Below are 18,848 nucleotides of genomic sequence, written 5' to 3' on the forward strand. Positions count from 1 at the left end.
GTTGAATAATGAGAAGCCCTCAAGCAAAGTACGGCTGTTATTGGCAACCGGTCGTCCTTTCCATGATCCAGATAGACTTCAGCGAATCCGATCAAACCGCCTTGAATGAGGGGCGTTACCGCCATGCCCACCCTCGCGTCCGCCAACGGATGGAAGTGTTGTGGCTAAAAAGCCAGGGAATGGCGCATGGGGACATTGAACGGCTGGCACAGGTGAGTTCAACGACGGTCACCCGTTATTTGAAACGTTACCAACAAGGTGGGATCGCTGCCTTGGAACAACTGGATTTCCGTCGCCCAACCCGCCGGTTGGAACCTTTCCGTGAGCCCCTGAAGAAACATTTTGAGAAGCATCCACCGACCCGGATCAGTCAGGCGATCGCTGATATACAGCGCTTAACCGGCCTTGAACTCAAGCGGGAAGCCGTGCGGCTATTCCTGCATGACTTGGGTTTGTCCGTCAGGAAGGTGGGGATGATACCGGCGAAAGCCGACCCTGCTGCCCAGGAGACTTTTAAAAAAAGAGCTGGAGCCGCGTCTTGAGGAGGCCAAGGCCGGAAAACGCGCCGTTTTCTTTGTCGACGCCGCCCATTTTGTCCTGGCCCCGTTTCTGGGGTTCCTGTGGTGTTTCACCCGGCTGTTCATCCGCGCCCCTGCCGGACGCCAGCGCTACAATGTCCTCGGTGCGTTGAATGCAGTCACCCATGAACTGGTCACCGTGACCAATGACAGTTACATCAACTCCCAAAGTGTTTGTCAGTTGCTTCGGCAAATCAAGGCATTGGCCCTGGATGTCCCGGTGACCTTGGTGATGGACAATGCCCGTTACCAGCGCTGTAGCCTGGTACAAACATTCGCCCAAACACTCGGGATCGAACTGTTGTTCCTACCCGCTTATTCCCCCAACCTGAACCTGATTGAGCGCCTCTGGAAGTTTGTGAAGAAGGAATGCCTGTATTCACGTTACCATGAAAACTTTACCGCGTTTGCGCAGGCCATTGATGCCTGTTTGGCACAAACCCACACTACGCATAAAAAAGCCTTGGACTCCTTGCTGACTCTCAACTTTCAGACCTTTGAGGAATCTGCAATTATGGGCGGTTGAAGTATATATCCTGTTTCAGGGCAGCATTTTCCTCACGCAACGCCAGCATTTCCGCCACAATCGGCGGCATGGGAACGCTGGTGTCAGACGGGGTGGATAGCTTTAAAATCATGGGCTTATTGTACCAGAATGTGGCTGCACAGGATACTGATAACGCTTGAATTGTCTGGATTTTTGCACCTCAATGCCCGCCAAAATCAACTGCAAATCCGTCCGGGTCAGTTCGCGCTGCCCGCTGGTTGTCGGCTGCACCCGGTATTGCCCCTGCTCCAGGCGTTGGCTCCATAAGCAATAGCCGCTGGGTTCAAAATAGAGGATCTTCATCTGGGTTTTACGCAGGTTCACAAACACGAAATAATGCCCACTCAGGGGATTTTGCCCTAACTGGTTTTTCACCAAAGCGGTCAGCCCCGTAAAGCTTTTGCGCATGTCGGTGGCTTGGGTGCATAGCCAGATGCGGGCGGTGGCTGCGGGGGCAAACATCAGCGTTGGCTCAGGCGTAGTTCAACACCATTCCCCAAACTCAGCACAATGTGCCAGCCTTGCCCCAGCGCGGCATGACCCGCCGATAATGCTCCCAAGTCGATGAAGGTATTGGCGGGAACGGCTGGTTCCTCCACGCCATCTGCGGAGCGTAGACGCTGCCGCCATTGGCAAAAACTGGCGTAACCGATACTGTGCTGTTCACAAAATGCCGGGGCGGATAAGCCGCTGGCTTGCCATTGGCTGATGAGGGTTTGCCATTCGCTGGCACGGCGGTGAGGGCGTTTCATTGAGGTTTCCTTCGGTTGTTCAGGTTGGAAACCAGTTTAGGACGTGGAAATCGCGAGGGCTAGACGTGCTGAAATGGTCGCTTACGCTGGTGTTGTGGGAAGCCTTTGACCATGCTGATTTTTTCCGTGAAGTGACCCTGTGCATTTATGGCAAGGAGGAGTCGGTACGCCTGATGTCCCATACCCTGTGGTGGAAACCGTTAGGGCAGCCGCTGCAATTTGTCTGGGCAGTCACTTCCCGTGGCCCCATCCTGCTGATGTGTTCGGATTTGGTGCTGGACGCGGAAACCATCCTCACCCTGTACTGCCGACGCACCCGGATTGAAACCTTGTTTGATGCCCTGAAAAATACCATGGGCGCATTCCGCTTCCACTTCTGGAGCCGTTACCTGCCGCGCCATTCCCGGCGACCTACCGCCAATCGGCATCTCAAAGCCCCCCAAGCACAGCACCTCCCCACGGTGGTGGCCTGCTGGCAGGCAATGGAAACCTTTGTGTTGTGTGCCTGCATCGCCACCGGTTTGCTACAACTGTTTTCCCTCAAGTACCATGAGGGGCTTTGGAAGCAGCAGGTCTTGTATTTGCGCACCCGTTCCCGTGAATTGCCTTCCGAGAACACCGTGCGACAGATTTTAGCACCACTACTGGCACGGCAATTACTGCGCTCTCCCCCCAAAGCCTTCTGGTGGCGAATTAACGCGGCCGTCAACGGCGATGAGGACGATGATAGGCAAACATGAACCGCTAACAGCGGGAAAATACCCATAATCAAGGTGTTAAAACAGCAGTTCAGTAAGGCTGCTGCCTAACATCATGCTTGGTTTTGGGGGAATGTCACGACTGTTGAGAAAAAGAAGGAACTGCTGGGCAACTTTTACCGTGAAGGGGTAACGGATGCCGTCGAACCCACGGAGGTCAATGACCATGACTTCCCCAGCTATGGCAATGGTCAGGTGATCCCCCACGGCATCTACGACCTTGCCCGCAACGAAGCGGCACTGCACCTGAACACCAGCCACGACACCACCGAGTTTGCCTGCGAAAGCCTTGGCTTATGGTGGCGTGAGCAAGGGAAACCCAACTACCCCGAAGCTGACGAGCTGTTGGTCTTATGTGACGGTGGTGGCAGCAACAGTTCCTCTGCGTACCTGTTCAAGCAAGACTTGCAGGCATTGGCGGACAGCCTGAACCTGACAATACGCATCGCCCACTACCCGCCCTATTGCTCCAAATACAACCCGATTGAACACCGACTGTTCCCCCATGTGACCCGTGCCTGCCGGGGTGTGCCGTTGGAAACGGTCGAAACCGCCAAACACTACATGGCAAAAACGGAAACCACCACTGGCTTGAAGGTCGCTGTCCGCATCATCAGTAAAGTTTTTGAAACCGGGCGCAAGTATACCCAAGCGTTCAAGGATAACATGACCATCCAGTTCGATGACTTCCTGCCAAAATGGAACTACTCCGCTGTCCCTCAGTCCCCCTGATTTCGGGAAGTTATTTCGGGACAGTTCCTTACTGCGTCTGGCACGCCTGATTGTCCACTTGCATAACCGCAGGCTCGCAGGCGCTTACGCTGACAGACTCTACCGGCAACGTATGGATAAACTCCGCGAAGCCTTTCGGCAGACATTGGTAGCAGGTAGCGGCTTACGGCAAGCACAACATCCTGATAAGCCCACTAAAACCGCTAACCAGTGCCAACGTTTACTGGATGATGAGCTTATGTTATGGACATTTCTGCGTCATCCCGGTGTTCCTCTGACCAATAATGCCGCCGAACGGTAAACGGTCATTCTAGCCCGTCGTTGATATCCGCAAACAAATCCGAGCGCAATGGCTTATCCGCAAACCGTTGTTTCCAACATCTTGGCGTAAGGTCTTGCACCTGAGAAGCGGGATGCTCACTAACGCGCAACAGAACATCCATCAGATAGACATACGGGTTAATGTCATGCAGGCGGCAGGTGGTGATCAGGCTTTGGATGATGCCCACGTGTTCCGCGCCGAGTTCTGTCCAGCAGAACAACCAGTTTTTCCTGCCCATGGGGATGGGCCGCAGGGCGCGTTCGATGTGGTTGGTATCCATTGGCACGTCGGGATCTTCCAGAAACACGCGCAGTTCGTGTTCGCGGCGGATGACATAACCAAGGGCTTTGGTCAGCGGGTTGGAGGGGACTAAATCGGTACGTTGTAATTGGGTTTGGCACCATTCAAAGAACTGGTCGACCAACGGCTTGCTGTGGGTGAGGCGGTAGGTACGTTTGGCTTCCCCGTCGAGTTTTTTCTCGTTAATCTGGGCTTCGTGCTGATAGAGTGCCGCGATAGTGTCAAGGGCTTGGCGTACTGCTTGTGGTTCAGCGGTTTCGGCGGCAATGAAGGTGCGACGGCTGTGTACCCAGCATTGGGCATGGGTAATCTTGTCATTGGCGTTGACGTAACTGGCATAAGCACGGTAACCGTCGCTGAGCAGTGTGCCGCTGAACTGTTGGCGAAGGGTCTTTTCAATGTGTTGCCGCCCACGGCTGGCGGAGAAGGTGAAGACGATTTCGTCCTGATCCCCGTACAGCGGCCAGAAGTAGCCTTGCTTCATCTTGCCGTTGCCTGCGGGACTGGCTTTGATGGGGGTTTCGTCCATCGCCAGCAGCTTGCTTTGCAGTACACTGGCGAGTTGCGCTTCGGCAATGGGTTTGAGCAGGTCGATGGCACGTTTCACCGCATTGGTCAGCGTCGTGCGGCTGAGGGTGATCCCCGCCTGGGTCAGGCGTTGGTGCTGGCGGTACAACGGCAGGTGGTACTGGAACTTGTCCACCAACATCCCCACCAAAAAGCTGACATCGGTGACACTACGTTCCAGCACGTTGGCGGGTGCAGGGCTGGGAAGCGGTGGGTTGCTGAGCGAAGCCGAAGCACTGCCCTTGCGTTTGATGACGGGGCGCTCGTATTGCAGGATCAGGTAGCTGGCAGGGCGTTGCGCCACCCGATGGGTCACCTGGGTGCCGATCACCTCATACTGGTCAGCCTCTTCCCCCTGAAGTTCCGGCGGGGTGAGGTGAATCACCTTGACCGGGACATCGGCGGTAAAGCGTAACCCGCTGTCATTCACGCAGTCATCGGGGCGCAGCTTGGGGGCTTTGCCGCGTTGGTAGGTGACGGTAATGCTTTCACCCTCGGGTGCGGCAACCGGGGTGGCGGCGGGGGCAAACAACGGCAACTGCGCCACCGGTATCTCAACCGGACGCTTTTCCGATTTGCTGCCAAAGACCTGTTGCCTGAACCACGCCAGTTGGCGTTTTAATTCAGAAACTGCCTGTTGCAGGACGGCATTGTCTGCACGTAACCCCGCATTTTCCTCACGCAACGCCAGCATTTCCGCCACAATCGGCGGCATGGGAACGCTGGTGTCAGACGGGGTGGATGGCTTTAAAATCATGGGCTTGTTATACCAGAATGTGGCTGCACAGGATACTGGTAACGCTTGAATTGTCTGGATTTTTGCACCTCAATGCCTGCTAAAATCAACTGCAAATCCGTCCGGGTCAGTTCGCGCTGCCCGCTAGTTGTCGGCTGCACCCGGTATTGCCCCTGCTCCAAGCGTTGGCTCCATAAGCAATAGCCGCTGGGTTCAAAATAGAGGATCTTCATCTGGGTTTTACGCAGGTTCACAAACACGAAATAATGCCCACTCAGGGGATTTTGCCCTAACTGGTTTTTCACCAAAGCGGTCAGCCCCGTAAAGCTTTTGCGCATGTCGGTGGCTTGGGTGCATAGCCAGATGCGGGCGGTGGCGGCGGGGGCAAACATCAGCGTTGGCTCAGGCGTAGTTCAACACCATTCCCCAAACTCAGCACAATGTGCCAGCCTTGCCCCAGCGCGGCATGACCCGCCGATAATGCTCCCAAGTCGATGAAGGTATTGGCGGGAACGGCTGGTTCCTCCACGCCATCTGCGGAGCGTAGACGCTGCCGCCATTGGCAAAAACTGGCGTAACCGATACTGTGCTGTTCACAAAATGCCGGGGCGGATAAGCCGCTGGCTTGCCATTGGCTAATGAGGGTTTGCCATTCGCTGGCACGGCGGTGAGGGCGTTTCATTGAGGTTTCCTTCGGTTGTTCAGGTTGGAAACCAGTTTAGGACGTGGAAATCGCGAGGGCTAGACGTGCTGAAATGGTCGCTTACGCCGAACGTGCCATCCGCCCCTATGTCATCTGGCGTAAGACCAGTTTTTTCAGCCAATCTTTCCGGGGCGACCAATTCCGCCCGTTGATACTGACTATTGTGGAAACCTGCAAACGCCTAGGTGTCAGCGCTTACCGAATTATCCGCCAAGCGTGCCAGCAGGCATTGGCTAAAAAGCCGGTGACGGTGCGTTTGCCTATTCCTCCACCGCGAGTACTGAATCCGGTTACTGGACTTATTGCCGCTTAAGGGGAGCTGTTCCGTGAACAGTTACCGGTGCGTTTGCCGATTCCTCCACCGCAAGTACTGAATCCGGTTACTGGATTTCTTGCCGCTTAAGGGGAGCTGTTCCGTGAACAGTTACAACGGTTACTCCGTGAACAGTTACCAATGGGCATTATCGAGTTTGTTATATTTCCACGAAACATGACAATTATCATTAAAAAAGTCAAACAAAATACACTTGTCACCCCACCACCACCTTGTTCAGAAATATTATTTATACTCAGTGGGGAATCTATAACTTCCGTTGAAGGCATTGGTGATGCTTGATAAGAACTTGTTAAAGTCATCGCAGCTCTCGTGTCTACTAAACCGTAGCCACTATCGAAATCAAATCCAGCACCTGCAAATGTTTTAACACTATCATTAAGCTGTAGGATATCAGTTGCACTTCGCTGCAATATTAATTGAATATCCATTGGTTGTAATTGCGGTTTACTTTCCAGCAATAAGGCGACAACCCCTGCAATATGAGGTGTTGCTGCTGAGGTGCCTAAAATATTCGGCATTCCATCATCGTCAGTATCTATCTGTCCAAAGAACGTCGTATTCACATCATCAGGGGCAACAACATCAGGTTTTTTTGCAACAATAATCTTATCAAGTGCATTCCCTTTTAAATCAAACAACAATGGCATACCACCTGATGAAGAGTAAAATGCAACCAAAGGAGGGGAAACTCCAAATGCTGGTGTTTCTTTGTAATTCGCAGCACCAACAGTAATCGCAAATTCTGAGTTAGCATGGCCAAATATTGAACTACTACTAGTGTTAAACTCTTGAATAGCATAATCGGGACCATCAACAACAATGTATTTTAGTAAACCCGGAGATTTTCCCGAGGCTTTTGTAATCATAAGATCAAATTGTGTTTCACCAGAACCAATCGGGTTAAAAAATGATAGGATTTCTACCGGATCCTTACCAAGATTATTATATTGAGAAGCTGCCAACATCTTGCTATGCGATTTATTAAAAATAAACATATCAAGATCTGTTTCAGTACCAGGTGAACCACTAATTGAAAAAGCAGGTGAGTCCCATTGAAATAGGAATACTATATTATTACCTTCTGGGATATTAATAGTTTGATAAACATCAACCTTAGAGCTAGGATCAAAGTCATGGGCATTCAAATGAAGGGTGGAGTTTACATAATCATCATAATAACTTTGATAAGATTGTCGACCATTGTTACCCGCTGCAGATAAATACACGACACCTGACTTCACAACACGCTCTACTGCTTGCGATATTATGTCTTTTTGAAAAAAACTAGCGGATAGAGGTTTGAAGTCATCTATAATAATATTAGCTTTATACTTAAATGCCAAATCCAGAATCGCATTAGCCGTATTAGCAAATCCATTAGCTGCACTAAAAAAAACAAGGTTAGCATCAGGCGCTATATCATGAATGATTTGCATCAATGCTCTACCTTCATCTGTTTTCTCCGAACAGTCTAATGCATCTTGAACAGCAAACGCCTGTTCTGGGAGGTCTTTGCTCTCTTTATCTTTGGAAGCACCATGCAAACAATCATAGCTATCTGATAAAATCCCTATAGTTATTCCCTGACCAGTTTTCCCAAACTGTTGACGAGCTACATCGGCTTGAAGAGCAATATCACCATTAGAAACAACAGAACCGGCAGCAGTCATCACTTGACTGAGACGTATTTCATTCAGAGATACCAGCGAATCCACTAATTTTAATGAACTGACAGGAAGTTGACCTGAAACAATACGTCCATGGATAGAGGCTGATTTTATCCCTAATTTTTTTAAGTCATTCAAAAGAGTATTAGGATCATGCTTAGCAATAGCATCTATTACCAACAACTCTTCACTACTTTCAGATTTCGCCTGTAGTTTACCTAAGAACTCGGACGTTTCTGTTTTATTTACCTGTTGTAAGAGTCGCACTAATTCAGGTCTGAGTTTCGTTGATTTGACTGATTGATTATTATAATCATCAAGACTATAAATCTCATCAGCCCAAGTAACGTTCAAGGTGAATACTGAATAACAAAGCAACATACCCAAAATATATATAATGCGCATACTATATTTAGCCATAAATATGATAACCGAATGTCATTGTAATTTTAACAGCGCTCTTTTCGGATAATATTGCAAGGAATCTCGCATTAACCTTACCTTATTATCTAAACCTAATAAAGAATTAATAGCCAAGTTATGATCAACAGGTGTTCCAAATCCTTTTTTACCTAATACAAAAGTCTCTCCTTTCCAATTTTTTATAAAATCATGGATAGACTCAGCAATATTGCCAGCACTCGGATCAGCTAAAAAAACTTTATCTTCTTTAATCCCCCTTAAAACCACAAAATGTTTATAACTCTTTCCGCTCAAATAAACAATAACAGGTCCCGTCAGCTTTTTAAGAGCTGACAATTCCAAACGAACACTAGCTGCTTGATAACCGTATGACTGACTAATTTTTTCAAGCTCAAGAAAAGACAGTCCATCTTTCTGAATCCGTGAATACTCTTCCTTATCAAATATTTCTTCTATTTTATCTAATATTTCTTGTTCAGTAACATCATCGTTGAAATAATACCTCATTAACGTTGCCAATGATGAAGCACCGCAGGAATAATCATAATTTTGAATAACAACATTATGTTGAGTAGTGCCTTTCCAAGTAGTTATTTTATTGCTTGAGCTATTGATAGGATGTCCCATATTGCTAAGCAATGGATCATGAGAAACACAAGATGTGGATAAAACACTGATAAATGATGCTATAGCAACATAATGTAAAAAACGGACAATCATCTAATATCCTTGATCACAGTGACACCCACACCAACATCCTGAGCGTCATCTGTCAACCCTATATTAAGGCTAGTTTCAATATTAGTATCTGAACTAAACCGGTATGACATAGCTCCAACAAAATCAATAGGTTCAGAACTTGATCCATTCACTGTTTTCTGATTCACTTGACTTTCTTTCTGATAGCTACCAGACACTCTGCCAGAAAAAGCAACTGCGCTATTAACCGCTAAGCCTGTACCAAATCCATAGTTAAACGACTCACCTAGTTTTACATTATACCCGTATTGTTCATCATCAAAAGTGTGTGTATAACCAGCATTCACAAAGACAAAAGCTGGATCGATTGTTTTTGCCAAAGAAAAACCTAATGAAGTAGACAACAACCCAGAACTATTGGTTAAATCATTCAGACTATCAGGATTACTGCCTTCACCGGTAGGGATAGAAACACCTAAAGCAGCAGTAACCGAGGGGGTGGTTGCAGACTCTGTTTTTATTTTATATTTTGCTCCTAAAGCAAGGTCACCTATCCCTGATTCAGTTTCTTTGCTTACATCAGTAACAGAAACCACTTGGTTTTCAAGATATTGAAAAGGGAGGGACGCACTTACTTCCAAAGAATCAGCTAAACCATAACTAACGCCGACAGGAATTGAAGCTTGCCGAGTACGGGATTCCCTAAAATTTTGCTGACTTTCATCGGTTGCATAACCTATGCCGATAGATACCTGCAATTTTTTAGGCTTCAACAACACCTCAGAATCACGCAGAAATAAACGATTTATTTCCTCTTCGGAAGATGGGGATTGCCCGATAATTTGCGAATCGGCTTTGGTCACCTCATCAGCGTAAACTACATTTGCAAGTAGAAGAGCACTTAAAAAAAAAGCTTTAATCGTTTGTAGCATGATGATACTAAACCCTTAAACTGTTATTGTGTTTTTAACAATTATTTTTCTCATCGTAACACTGCACCAAGCGCCTAAGCAAGAGCAATCACATTAAAACTTAGGGTAAGTGATCGTGATGAGTTGTAGCGTTATCGCATTGAGTGCGCCCAATACGCATCTCCTTATACACAAATCAGTCCTCCCCCAACTCACTAGCCATCTGAATGCCATAAATGCAGTCAAGCACCCTTGAGTAGCCAAGCCAGATACTTTTAGACCCCGGTTCGCCGTCGGATTTTCTGCCCAGAAAGCCGCCCAGTTCTGCCAGATTGCGGATCACTTGATTGAGGGTAGGTATGCCATCGGGTAGTGCTTTTTTGCCGAGTCGGAAGGAGACTTTCCATTCCAAGGGGTCAAACACCAGATCAGCAGGAAGTTCTGGACAGGTACGCCCCAACCGCATCAGAAACATAATCCGCCAGGCCACCATGATGTAGAGCGCGAGGGCTTTTTCGATGCGCTCTTTGGTGTCCAGTTGCAGTTTTTCGACGCGACAACCGACTTTGAGGACATCAAAAAACATCTCGATCTCCCAACGTGCCCGATACCAGTCGATGAGTTCACAGGCAGCATCGGCGGTCTCCACACAGCGGTTGGTGACTAAACGCCAAATGAAGGGCGATTTTCCGGCGGGTGGGTTGATTTCTTTGGCTTGTAAACGGTCATTCTAGCCCGTCGTTGACATCCGCAAACAAATCCGAGCGCAATGGCTTATCCGCAAACCGTTGTTTCCAACATCTTGGCGTAAGGTCTTGCACCTGAGAAGCGGGATGCTCACTAACGCGCAACAGAACATCCATCAGATAGACATACGGGTTAATGTCATGCAGGCGGCAGGTGGTGATCAGGCTTTGGATGATGCCCACGTGTTCCGCGCCGAGTTCTGTCCAGCAGAACAACCAGTTTTTCCTGCCCATGGGGATGGGCCGCAGGGCGCGTTCGATGTGGTTGGTATCCATTGGTACGTCGGGATCTTCCAGAAACACGCGCAGTTCGTGTTCGCGGCGGATGACATAACCAAGGGCTTTGGTCAGCGGGTTGGAGGGGACTAAATCGGTACGTTGTATACCTTACAGCGTCAAGACCTGAACATTTTTAAAGGTTTGAAAATTTGTTGTCATCAACTGGGTCAGTTCTTTCTTGTGATCGGTATCCAGCTTGTCGAGACAGTTGGTGATGGCCGCCTTGAAAGCGGGAAACTTATCATAGTATTTCGAGTACAAGCATTTTTTCTTGACGAACTTCCACAACCGTTCAATCAGATTGAGGTTGGGTGAATAGGTCGGTAAAAATAATAGTTCAATATTGAGCCTTTTCGCACAGGCAAACACGGCTTCACAGCGTTGATACTTGGCATTATCCAAGACCAAAGTGATCGGTATTTTGAGTGCTAACGCTGCAATTTTTTCCAATAATTCACACACGCTGTTAGCGTTGATATAGGAGTCGTTAGTGATCGTGATGAGTTGTAGCGTTATCGCATTGAGTGCGCCCAATACGTTGTAGCGTTGTCGACCACAGGGGGCTTTGATGAATACGCGGGAAAATGACCACAAAAACCCCAGAAACGGTGCTAACACGAAGTGGGCGGCATCGACAAAAAAAGGGCGCGTTTGCCCTCCTTAGCCTCCTGAATGCGCGGTTTTAGTTCATTTTCCAGGAACTTTTCTTGTGCTTCCACATCAGCTTTGGCGGGTATCATCCCCACTTTATGGATGTCCATCCCTATTTTCTTCATAAAGACACGTACCCTGTCCTCACTGCGTTTGATGCCTGTCAGCTCCTCAATCTTAGCGGCTGCCGCCTTGCTGGTTGCGGGGGGATATTCACGAAAATAGGCTTCAATCTTGTCTTTATATGCCATCAAATCACTCTGTGGTTTATTGAATCGTATTTCTTTAAGAGCTTCTAAACCGTTAGGTTGTATACCAGTCCGTGCCATAAAATAGTTTTTTTGATCAAGGAAATATGGTTAGATGACTGGTAACAAAAGCAGCCATGAGTAATGTATGACATTAAAAATCACTTTCACTGAGGATGAGATAGCGGAGCTGTTCTACTGGAAGGAGCGCCATTCTCATCCCAGAGTCCGTAAGAAAATGTCCGTGCTGTACCTGAAATCCCAACAGTTGACGCATAAGGAAATCAAACGATTGGAAAGGATTACAGAAGCCACGCTGCTTGCCTACCTAAACGCCTACCTACAACCTAACGGTTTAGAAGCTCTTAAAGAAATACGATTCAATAAACCACAGAGTGATTTGATGGCATATAAAGACAAGATTGAAGCCTATTTTCGTGAATATCCCCCCGCAACCAGCAAGGCGGCAGCCGCTAAGATTGAGGAGCTGACAGGCATCAAACGCAGTGAGGACAGGGTACGTGTCTTTATGAAGAAAATAGGGATGGACATCCATAAAGTGGGGATGATACCCGCCAAAGCTGATGTGGAAGCACAAGAAAAGTTCCTGGAAAATGAACTAAAACCGCGCATTCAGGAGGCTAAGGAGGGCAAACGCGCCCTTTTTTTGTCGATGCCGCCCACTTCGTGTTAGCACCGTTTCTGGGGTTTTTGTGGTCATTTTCCCGCGTATTCATCAAAGCCCCCTGTGGTCGACAACGCTACAACGTATTGGGCGCACTCAATGCGATAACGCTACAACTCATCACGATCACTAACGACTCCTATATCAACGCTAACAGCGTGTGTGAATTATTGGAAAAAATTGCAGCGTTAGCACTCAAAATACCGATCACTTTGGTCTTGGATAATGCCAAGTATCAACGCTGTGAAGCCGTGTTTGCCTGTGCGAAAAGGCTCAATATTGAACTATTATTTTTACCGACCTATTCACCCAACCTCAATCTGATTGAACGGTTGTGGAAGTTCGTCAAGAAAAAATGCTTGTACTCGAAATACTATGATAAGTTTCCCGCTTTCAAGGCGGCCATCACCAACTGTCTCGACAAGCTGGATACCGATCACAAGAAAGAACTGACCCAGTTGATGACAACAAATTTTCAAACCTTTAAAAATGTTCAGGTCTTGACGCTGTAAGGTATAGGTGACGGTAATGCTTTCACCTTCAGGCGCGGCAACTGGGGCGGCGGCGGGGGCAAACAACGGCAACTGCGCCACCGGTATCTCAACCGGACGCTTTTCCGATTTGCTGCCAAAGACCTGTTGCCTGAACCACACCAGTTGGCGTTTTAATTCAGAGACCGCCTGTTGCAGGACGGCATTGTCTGCACGTAACCCCGCATTGTCTGCACGTAACCCCGCATTTTCCTCACGCAACGCCAGCATTTCCGCCCCAATCGGCGGCATGGGAACGCTGGTGTCAGACGGGGTGGATGGCTTTAAAATCATGGGCTTATTGTACCAGAATGTGGCTGCACAGGATACTGGTAACGCTTGAATTGTCTGGATTTTTGCACCTCAATGCCTGCTAAAATCAACTGCAAATCCGTCCGCGTCAGTTCGCGCTGCCCGCTGGTTGTCGGCTGCACCCGGTATTGCCCCTGCTCCAGGCGTTGGCTCCATAAGCAATAGCCGCCGGATTCAAAATAAAGGATCTTCATCTGGGTTTTACGCAGGTTCACAAACACGAAATAATGCCCACTCAGGGGCTTTTGCCCTAACTGGTTTTTCACCAAAGCGGTCAGCCCCGTAAAGCTTTTGCGCATGTCGGTGGCTTGGGTGCAGAGCCAGATGCGGGCGGTGGCTGCGGGGGTAAACATCAGCGTTGGCTCAGGCGTAGTTCAACACCATTCCCCAAACTCAGCACAATGTGCCAGCCTTGCCCCAGCGCGGCATGACCCGCCGATAATGCTCCCAAGTCGATGAAGGTATTGGCGGGAACGGCTGGTTCCTCCACGCCATCTGCGGAGCGTAGACGCTGCCGCCATTGGCAAAAACTGGCGTAACCGATACTGTGCTGTTCACAAAATGCCGGGGCGGATAAGCCGCTGGCTTGCCATTGGCTAATGAGGGTTTGCCATTCGCTGGCGCGGCGGTGAGGGCGTTTCATTGAGGTTTCCTTCGGTTGTTCAGGTTGGAAACCAGTTTAGGGCGTGGAAATCGCGAGGGCTAGACGTGCTGAAATGGTCGCTTACGGCGGAAATGCTGGCGTTGCGTGAGGAAAATGCGGGGTTACGTGCAGACAATGCCGTCCTGCAACAGGCGGTCTCTGAATTAAAACGCCAACTGGTGTGGTTCAGGCAACAGGTCTTTGGCAGCAAATCGGAAAAGCGTCCGGTTGAGATACCGGTGGCGCAGTTGCCGTTGTTTGCCCCCGCCGCCACCCCGGTTGCCGCACCCGAGGGTGAAAGCATTACCGTCACCTACCAACGCGGCAAAGCCCCCAAGCTGCGCCCCGATGACTGCGTGAATGACAGCGGGTTACGCTTTACCGCCGATGTCCCGGTCAAGGTGATTCACCTCACCCCGCCGGAACTTCAGGGGGAAGAGGCCGACCAGTATGAGGTGATCGGCACCCAGGTGACCCATCGGGTGGCGCAACGCCCTGCCAGCTACCTGATCCTGCAATACGAGCGCCCCGTGATCAAACGCAAGGGCAGTGCTTCGGCTTCGCTCAGCAACCCACCGCTTCCCAGCCCTGCACCCGCCAACGTGCTGGAACGTAGTGTCACCGATGTCAGCTTTTTGGTGGGGATGTTGGTGGACAAGTTCCAGTACCACCTGCCGTTGTACCGCCAGCACCAACGCCTGACCCAGGCGGGGATCACCCTCAGCCGCACGACGCTGACCAATGCGGTGAAACGTGCCATCGACCTGCTCAAACCCATTGCCGAAGCGCAACTCGCCAGTGTACTGCAAAGCAAGCTGCTGACGATGGACGAAACCCCCATCAAAGCCAGCCCCGCAGGCAACGGCAAGATGAAGCAAGGCTACTTCTGGCCGCTGTACGGGGATCAGGACGAAATCGTCTTCACCTTCTCCGCCAGCCGTGGGCGGCAACACATTGAAAAGACTCTTCGCCAACAGTTCAGCGGCACACTGCTCAGCGACGGTTACCGTGCTTATGCCAGTTACGTCAACGCCAATGACAAGATTACCCATGCCCAATGCTGGGTACACAGCCGTCGCACCTTCATTGGGGTGTGAACAAAAGTGCGGTAAACCTCATGCCGCCTCAGCGGTGTTTCGCCAATAATGCTTCCATTGCTGGTTTCCCCGCATGACCCTCAACGCCAACATATCCGCCGCATTATCACTTTTCCACCATGCCCCCGATTTTTTTAAGCGTTGCTGGATGATGTAACGGTGTGCACTTTCTATTTCGCCCGACCCCACGGGCAATCCGAGGGATTTTGCTGTCGGGTAATCCAGTTGCTCAATGCGGTTGCTCAGGTAACGGTGACAAGCTCGTACTGGGGCGTTACTGTCTTCTACCGTTTCTGCTTCGAGGAAAGGTTTCAGTGTGTCGATGACCGCTTGAGCTTGACCATCCTGTAGGGCTTTTTTCTGTTTGGCAAACCATTTATCCTTGTCCTTGAGGCATGAACAGCTTGCGGATGCTGCTGATAGGTATTCACAAACATGATAAAAATCAATCAGGTAATGTCCTTGTGTGCCAAATTGTTCATCCACTTGACGGTTGATCCAGCTTGCCCCATCACCCACCGCATGGAGGAACGTGCTTTTTCCAAATCCAGCACGGCAGGCGGTGTCGAATAAGATTTTTCCAGCATCTTCTACCGTGCCACCGAATATTGCGCCAAACGTTGGCGTAGCACTGCCTTTGGCGTGGGCAAGACACAGGCGGGCTTCTTTCCAGCTTTCCTTTTTGCCTTTGCGCTTGTCGGGGGCTGTTTCGTCAATCTCGACGATGGGGATCATGCTGCCGTCCATTTCGGCAATGACATAGGCTTTTCCCAACGTGCTTGGATAGTCTTTTATCAACACTTGGGATTCATGGATGCGTTTGGCGTGACCTTCGGTGATGTGTCGGATGCTGCTGGATGCCAGCCGTATCCCGTAATGTTCTTCTAATTTATCAGGCACTTGAGCAAATGAACAGTCCGCCCCAAAGTCCGTCACCGCCCGTTGCAGCGGGAGCGAACAGCCTCGGCAAACAACCTCGGCACTCTGGCTAAAGGGGCGGACACGCTTGCCGGGAATCCGGTAGACCGGTTCGCTTATGTGGATTTTTCCGTAGGTCGTGTGCCAATGACAGTTTTTTTTCCACTCTTTACATACTTCCCAATGCCTTCTTCACAGGCTGGGGCTGTGCATTTTTCTACACGTTTGTTTGCCCATGCAGTGATCGCATCATTTCCCATTTGGCGCAGTTCTTCTATCACCCGCTGTTCGGCGTCTGCTGCTTTGATAATGTCATCACCGGCATTTTCAACCACCTCGATTAGCCCTTCCATCCGAGCTTTTAATGCTGGGTTGCGGTTCAAGGCTTCTAAAAGTTTTTGGTCGCGGGAGCTAACTGTCAACATGGGAAAGTCCTTTTTCTCTGGTTTTAGGGGATGCCATCTTAGTCTACAGGACACCGCACTTTTGTTCACACCCCAAGGAAGATGGCAAGTTCAAAGTGCCAACCTTGCGCAATGTGGCGGTGACAGCGCCGTATATGCACAACGGGGTGTTTGCCGATTTGCGCACCGTTGTTTTATTTTACGACAAATTTAATAATGCGCAACGCACGCTCAACCCAGAAACTGCTAAACTGTGGGTCGCCCCAGAGGTTGATAAAAATCTGGCTTTGGAAACCGAAGAGTTTCAAGCATCTGCCTTGAAAGATTCGGAAGTTGATGCGTTAGTCGCCTTTATGAAAACGCTGGCTGATCAGCGTTATGAGCATTTACTCAAATAAAACACGTTTACTTTGGAGCTTATTGAACATGTATGCAGTTAAATTTTTGGCATTGGCTATTGCCATCACTACCGCCGCCAGTTTGGGGGCTTGCTCGAAGGCAGAAAGCCTTGGGGCGAATAGCACGGTTGCGGCTGCCCAGCAGGGTTCGGTGAGCAATGTGTCGAATGCCGAATTACAAACCTTGCTGGATCAAAAAGTCACGCTGGTGGATATTCGTTTGCCGGAAGAGTGGCAGCAAACCGGCATTGTGGCGGGTAGTCATCCGATTACGCTGTTTCAGAAAGACGGCTCGGTGGCAGCGGATTTCCTCGCAAAAATTCAGAAAGTTGCGCCGACAGATAAGCCTGTGGCGCTGATTTGCCGGACGGGTAATCGTACTCGTGCGGGGGCGGACATGTTGGCTCAGGTGGGTTACAAGCAGGTGTATAACGTGACCAACGGGATTATGGGCTGGATCAAGGAAGGTAAGGCGGTTGTGCGCCAGTAACACAGCCGCAGTCTTATGGATTAACGGCTGCATGGTGGAGCGTCAATTAGCATTGAGCAGGCGTTGGAATTGGTTGCGATCAAGTTGTGCGCTGCTGCTCCACAAGGCCATGCGGGCGCTGAACGAGGGCGTGCTGTCTGTGCGAGCCTTGCGCCAACACTTTGCCTACCCGGAAGGTTGCTGCGGTAAATGTCATCGCTGCTTGCGTGAAATGATCAACGAGCATTTGCAGGGTGAGTCAACAAACCGAAGCTGTCAGCGTGTGGAAGCGTGTCCGGCCTGATACCAAGCGTTGTTCAGACAATGGGAATACAGCACCTTTTAAACCAGTCGGCAAGTTCTGCCTCTGCAATATTTCCAGCCGCTAATTGCTCAAACATAATGACCGCTTCGGGTTCGGGAGCATCCAGCTCAAAACTGTTGAGTTCCAGAAAAATTGCACCGACTGCCAGGGCTACCCGCTTATTGCCGTCAATGAACGGATGATTTTTGGCAATGCCAAAGCTGTAGGAAGCGGCGAGTTCAAACAGTGTTGAATGCGCTTCATAAGTTAAGCGTTGCTTGGGTCGTGCGAGGGCTGAATCCAGCAGCGACTTGTCACGAATGCCCGGACTGCCGCCGTGTTCTGCCAGCAACATCTGATGCACAGCTAACGTGACATCTTCCAACACCCATCTCGGTTCAATCATTTTGCCAACTCACGGAAGGCATTGCGGTATTTTTTCAGCACTTTTTCAGCAGCCTGCATTTGGTCGTCGAAATCCTGCTGATAGGGTGTCAGGGTGAAACCTTCCGGGCTTTCCACCAGATACAGGCTGTCGCCTTTGCCTACTTTCAGTTTTGCCAGTGCTTCTTTGGGAAGGACGATGCCAACGGAATTGCCGATGGCGGTGAGTTTGACTTGTAACATGGGATGGTTTTCCGTTAGTACGAATGTAATAACGTCAGTGTAGGCGTAGGGTGGGTGGAGCGCAAGCGATACCCACGATTACCCATTTATCCAACCAATTTCGCCAACAACGCCGGTTTAATCGCCTCAATCCAGGCACTCAACCGTGCCTCGGTCAGCAAGCTTTGTGACTGCTGATCCAGCACCAGCCCGACAAACTGCCCATCCACCACCGCAGGCGATTGCTTGAAGTTATAACTCTCCGTAGACCATTGCCCAACCACGTCCGCGCCACCCGCCACGCCCCAACGGTACAAATGAATCAGCGAATGAGCAAAGCGGTCGGGGTATTTTTCCTGATCGCCCAGCCCATACAGCGCAATCACCTTGCCGGACAAATCCTTGCCCGCCAGTTGCGGCATGAAATCTTCCCAACTGCCATCCTGAATATCGGTGCTTTTGCCCGGTAGCTGGTCGATGCCGTAAGTGGCAGTGCCCAGAATCAGCGCATTGTATTGCAACAGTT

At 49.8% G+C, this 18,848-nt stretch carries 23 protein-coding genes and 6 pseudogenes; 10 read left to right on the forward strand and 19 right to left on the reverse strand.

The window, feature by feature from the left end; genetic code table 11:
* The first annotated feature begins 62 nt into the window (after positions 1 to 62).
* Positions 63 to 1,104: pseudogene (locus QJT81_09830) on the forward strand (IS630 family transposase).
* Here QJT81_09830 and QJT81_09835 read toward each other — a convergent pair.
* The 3 genes from QJT81_09835 to QJT81_09845 are packed head-to-tail and all read right to left on the reverse strand — an operon-like array spanning position 1,091 to position 1,877.
* Positions 1,091 to 1,216, reverse strand: a complete 126-nt coding sequence (locus QJT81_09835) for a hypothetical protein (protein ID WGZ96244.1) — start codon at positions 1,214 to 1,216, stop codon at positions 1,091 to 1,093. The pseudogene QJT81_09830 and the gene QJT81_09835 overlap by 14 nt on opposite strands.
* Complete coding sequence (gene tnpB / locus QJT81_09840) at positions 1,213 to 1,587, reverse strand: IS66 family insertion sequence element accessory protein TnpB (protein WGZ96245.1); 375 nt, start codon at positions 1,585 to 1,587, stop codon at positions 1,213 to 1,215. The genes QJT81_09835 and tnpB (QJT81_09840) overlap by 4 nt, the downstream gene beginning before the upstream one ends.
* A complete protein-coding gene (locus QJT81_09845) occupies positions 1,587 to 1,877 on the reverse strand; it encodes an IS66 family insertion sequence element accessory protein TnpB (protein WGZ96246.1) in 291 nt (96 codons plus the stop codon). The genes tnpB (QJT81_09840) and QJT81_09845 overlap by 1 nt, the downstream gene beginning before the upstream one ends.
* A gap of 65 nt (positions 1,878 to 1,942) precedes the next feature.
* Here QJT81_09845 and QJT81_09850 point away from each other — a divergent pair, with 65 nt between their 5' ends.
* From QJT81_09850 to QJT81_09860, 3 genes are all read left to right on the forward strand, one after another.
* Positions 1,943 to 2,617 carry a hypothetical protein gene (locus QJT81_09850; GenBank protein ID WGZ96247.1) on the forward strand — a complete coding sequence of 225 codons (675 nt, stop codon included), beginning with the start codon at positions 1,943 to 1,945 and terminating at the stop codon, positions 2,615 to 2,617.
* A 123-nt stretch (positions 2,618 to 2,740) separates the two neighbouring features.
* Positions 2,741 to 3,367, forward strand: a complete 627-nt coding sequence (locus tag QJT81_09855; protein ID WGZ96469.1) for an ISAzo13 family transposase — start codon at positions 2,741 to 2,743, stop codon at positions 3,365 to 3,367.
* Positions 3,368 to 3,425: 58 nt separating this feature from the next.
* Positions 3,426 to 3,668 (forward strand): transposase, encoded by a 243-nt coding sequence (locus QJT81_09860; GenBank protein WGZ96248.1) that lies wholly within the window; start codon positions 3,426 to 3,428, stop codon positions 3,666 to 3,668.
* A gap of 4 nt (positions 3,669 to 3,672) precedes the next feature.
* On the opposite strand, the gene QJT81_09865 is transcribed toward QJT81_09860, so the two are convergent.
* Genes QJT81_09865 through QJT81_09875 form a run of 3 tightly spaced genes read right to left on the reverse strand, consistent with a single transcriptional unit; the run spans position 3,673 to position 5,974 of the window.
* A complete protein-coding gene (locus QJT81_09865; GenBank protein WGZ96249.1) occupies positions 3,673 to 5,313 on the reverse strand; it encodes an IS66 family transposase in 1,641 nt (546 codons plus the stop codon).
* Positions 5,310 to 5,684, reverse strand: coding sequence for an IS66 family insertion sequence element accessory protein TnpB (gene tnpB, locus QJT81_09870; GenBank protein WGZ96250.1), 375 nt, complete (start codon positions 5,682 to 5,684; stop codon positions 5,310 to 5,312). Before tnpB (QJT81_09870) ends, QJT81_09865 begins: the two co-directional genes overlap by 4 nt.
* The gene (locus QJT81_09875; protein WGZ96251.1) at positions 5,684 to 5,974 is read right to left on the reverse strand and encodes an IS66 family insertion sequence element accessory protein TnpB; all 291 of its coding nucleotides are present in this window, start codon (positions 5,972 to 5,974) and stop codon (positions 5,684 to 5,686) included. The genes tnpB (QJT81_09870) and QJT81_09875 overlap by 1 nt, the downstream gene beginning before the upstream one ends.
* Before the next feature lie 43 nt (positions 5,975 to 6,017).
* Here QJT81_09875 and QJT81_09880 point away from each other — a divergent pair, with 43 nt between their 5' ends.
* Positions 6,018 to 6,308 carry a hypothetical protein gene (locus tag QJT81_09880; protein ID WGZ96531.1) on the forward strand — a complete coding sequence of 97 codons (291 nt, stop codon included), beginning with the start codon at positions 6,018 to 6,020 and terminating at the stop codon, positions 6,306 to 6,308.
* 86 nt (positions 6,309 to 6,394) lie between these two features.
* Here the strand turns inward: QJT81_09880 and QJT81_09885 are convergent, their stop codons facing one another.
* The 7 genes and pseudogenes from QJT81_09885 to QJT81_09915 all read right to left on the reverse strand — a co-directional run bounded on the left by QJT81_09885 (position 6,395) and on the right by QJT81_09915 (position 12,037).
* Complete coding sequence (locus tag QJT81_09885; protein WGZ96252.1) at positions 6,395 to 8,419, reverse strand: S8 family serine peptidase; 2,025 nt, start codon at positions 8,417 to 8,419, stop codon at positions 6,395 to 6,397.
* An 18-nt stretch (positions 8,420 to 8,437) separates the two neighbouring features.
* Positions 8,438 to 9,142, reverse strand: a complete 705-nt coding sequence (locus tag QJT81_09890) for a C39 family peptidase (protein WGZ96253.1) — start codon at positions 9,140 to 9,142, stop codon at positions 8,438 to 8,440.
* Positions 9,139 to 10,053 carry a transporter gene (locus QJT81_09895; GenBank protein WGZ96254.1) on the reverse strand — a complete coding sequence of 305 codons (915 nt, stop codon included), beginning with the start codon at positions 10,051 to 10,053 and terminating at the stop codon, positions 9,139 to 9,141. Before QJT81_09895 ends, QJT81_09890 begins: the two co-directional genes overlap by 4 nt.
* Before the next feature lie 175 nt (positions 10,054 to 10,228).
* Positions 10,229 to 10,753, reverse strand: a pseudogene (locus QJT81_09900) (IS4 family transposase).
* 4 nt (positions 10,754 to 10,757) lie between these two features.
* Positions 10,758 to 11,147: pseudogene (locus QJT81_09905) on the reverse strand (transposase).
* Between the two features lie 18 nt (positions 11,148 to 11,165).
* Positions 11,166 to 11,675 (reverse strand): IS630 family transposase, encoded by a 510-nt coding sequence (locus QJT81_09910; GenBank protein WGZ96255.1) that lies wholly within the window; start codon positions 11,673 to 11,675, stop codon positions 11,166 to 11,168.
* Positions 11,669 to 12,037 (reverse strand): hypothetical protein, encoded by a 369-nt coding sequence (locus QJT81_09915; GenBank protein WGZ96256.1) that lies wholly within the window; start codon positions 12,035 to 12,037, stop codon positions 11,669 to 11,671. Before QJT81_09915 ends, QJT81_09910 begins: the two co-directional genes overlap by 7 nt.
* 67 nt (positions 12,038 to 12,104) lie before the next feature.
* Here QJT81_09915 and QJT81_09920 point away from each other — a divergent pair.
* A pseudogene (locus QJT81_09920) lies at positions 12,105 to 13,153 on the forward strand (IS630 family transposase).
* Positions 13,154 to 13,169: 16 nt separating this feature from the next.
* Positions 13,170 to 13,514, forward strand: coding sequence for a hypothetical protein (locus tag QJT81_09925; protein WGZ96257.1), 345 nt, complete (start codon positions 13,170 to 13,172; stop codon positions 13,512 to 13,514).
* On the opposite strand, the gene tnpB (QJT81_09930) is transcribed toward QJT81_09925, so the two are convergent.
* A complete protein-coding gene (gene tnpB, locus QJT81_09930; GenBank protein WGZ96258.1) occupies positions 13,462 to 13,836 on the reverse strand; it encodes an IS66 family insertion sequence element accessory protein TnpB in 375 nt (124 codons plus the stop codon). The genes QJT81_09925 and tnpB (QJT81_09930) overlap by 53 nt on opposite strands.
* Positions 13,836 to 14,126 carry an IS66 family insertion sequence element accessory protein TnpB gene (locus QJT81_09935; GenBank protein WGZ96259.1) on the reverse strand — a complete coding sequence of 97 codons (291 nt, stop codon included), beginning with the start codon at positions 14,124 to 14,126 and terminating at the stop codon, positions 13,836 to 13,838. The genes tnpB (QJT81_09930) and QJT81_09935 overlap by 1 nt, the downstream gene beginning before the upstream one ends.
* 92 nt (positions 14,127 to 14,218) lie before the next feature.
* Between QJT81_09935 and QJT81_09940 the strand changes: the two are divergent.
* Positions 14,219 to 15,214: pseudogene (locus QJT81_09940) on the forward strand (IS66 family transposase).
* Positions 15,215 to 15,241: 27 nt separating this feature from the next.
* On the opposite strand, the pseudogene QJT81_09945 reads toward QJT81_09940, so the two are convergent.
* Positions 15,242 to 16,566, reverse strand: a pseudogene (locus QJT81_09945) (UPF0236 family protein).
* 95 nt (positions 16,567 to 16,661) lie between these two features.
* On the opposite strand from QJT81_09945, the gene QJT81_09950 reads away from it, so the two are divergent.
* On the forward strand, positions 16,662 to 16,943 hold the full coding sequence (locus QJT81_09950) for a hypothetical protein (protein ID WGZ96260.1): 282 nt from the start codon (positions 16,662 to 16,664) through the stop codon (positions 16,941 to 16,943).
* Between the two features lie 28 nt (positions 16,944 to 16,971).
* Entirely contained in the window at positions 16,972 to 17,433 is a 462-nt protein-coding gene (locus QJT81_09955; protein ID WGZ96261.1) for a rhodanese-like domain-containing protein, read from the forward strand.
* Positions 17,434 to 17,729: 296 nt separating this feature from the next.
* Here QJT81_09955 and QJT81_09960 read toward each other — a convergent pair whose 3' ends face one another.
* From QJT81_09960 to QJT81_09970, 3 genes are all read right to left on the reverse strand, one after another.
* Positions 17,730 to 18,122 carry a type II toxin-antitoxin system death-on-curing family toxin gene (locus QJT81_09960; GenBank protein WGZ96262.1) on the reverse strand — a complete coding sequence of 131 codons (393 nt, stop codon included), beginning with the start codon at positions 18,120 to 18,122 and terminating at the stop codon, positions 17,730 to 17,732.
* On the reverse strand, positions 18,119 to 18,343 hold the full coding sequence (locus tag QJT81_09965) for an AbrB/MazE/SpoVT family DNA-binding domain-containing protein (GenBank protein ID WGZ96263.1): 225 nt from the start codon (positions 18,341 to 18,343) through the stop codon (positions 18,119 to 18,121). The genes QJT81_09960 and QJT81_09965 overlap by 4 nt, the downstream gene beginning before the upstream one ends.
* A gap of 86 nt (positions 18,344 to 18,429) precedes the next feature.
* Positions 18,430 to 18,843, reverse strand: coding sequence for a flavodoxin domain-containing protein (locus QJT81_09970; GenBank protein ID WGZ96264.1), 414 nt, complete (start codon positions 18,841 to 18,843; stop codon positions 18,430 to 18,432).
* Positions 18,844 to 18,848 lie beyond the last annotated feature (5 nt).

The organism is Candidatus Thiothrix putei (genome assembly GCA_029972225.1).
GTDB lineage: Bacteria > Pseudomonadota > Gammaproteobacteria > Thiotrichales > Thiotrichaceae > Thiothrix > Thiothrix putei.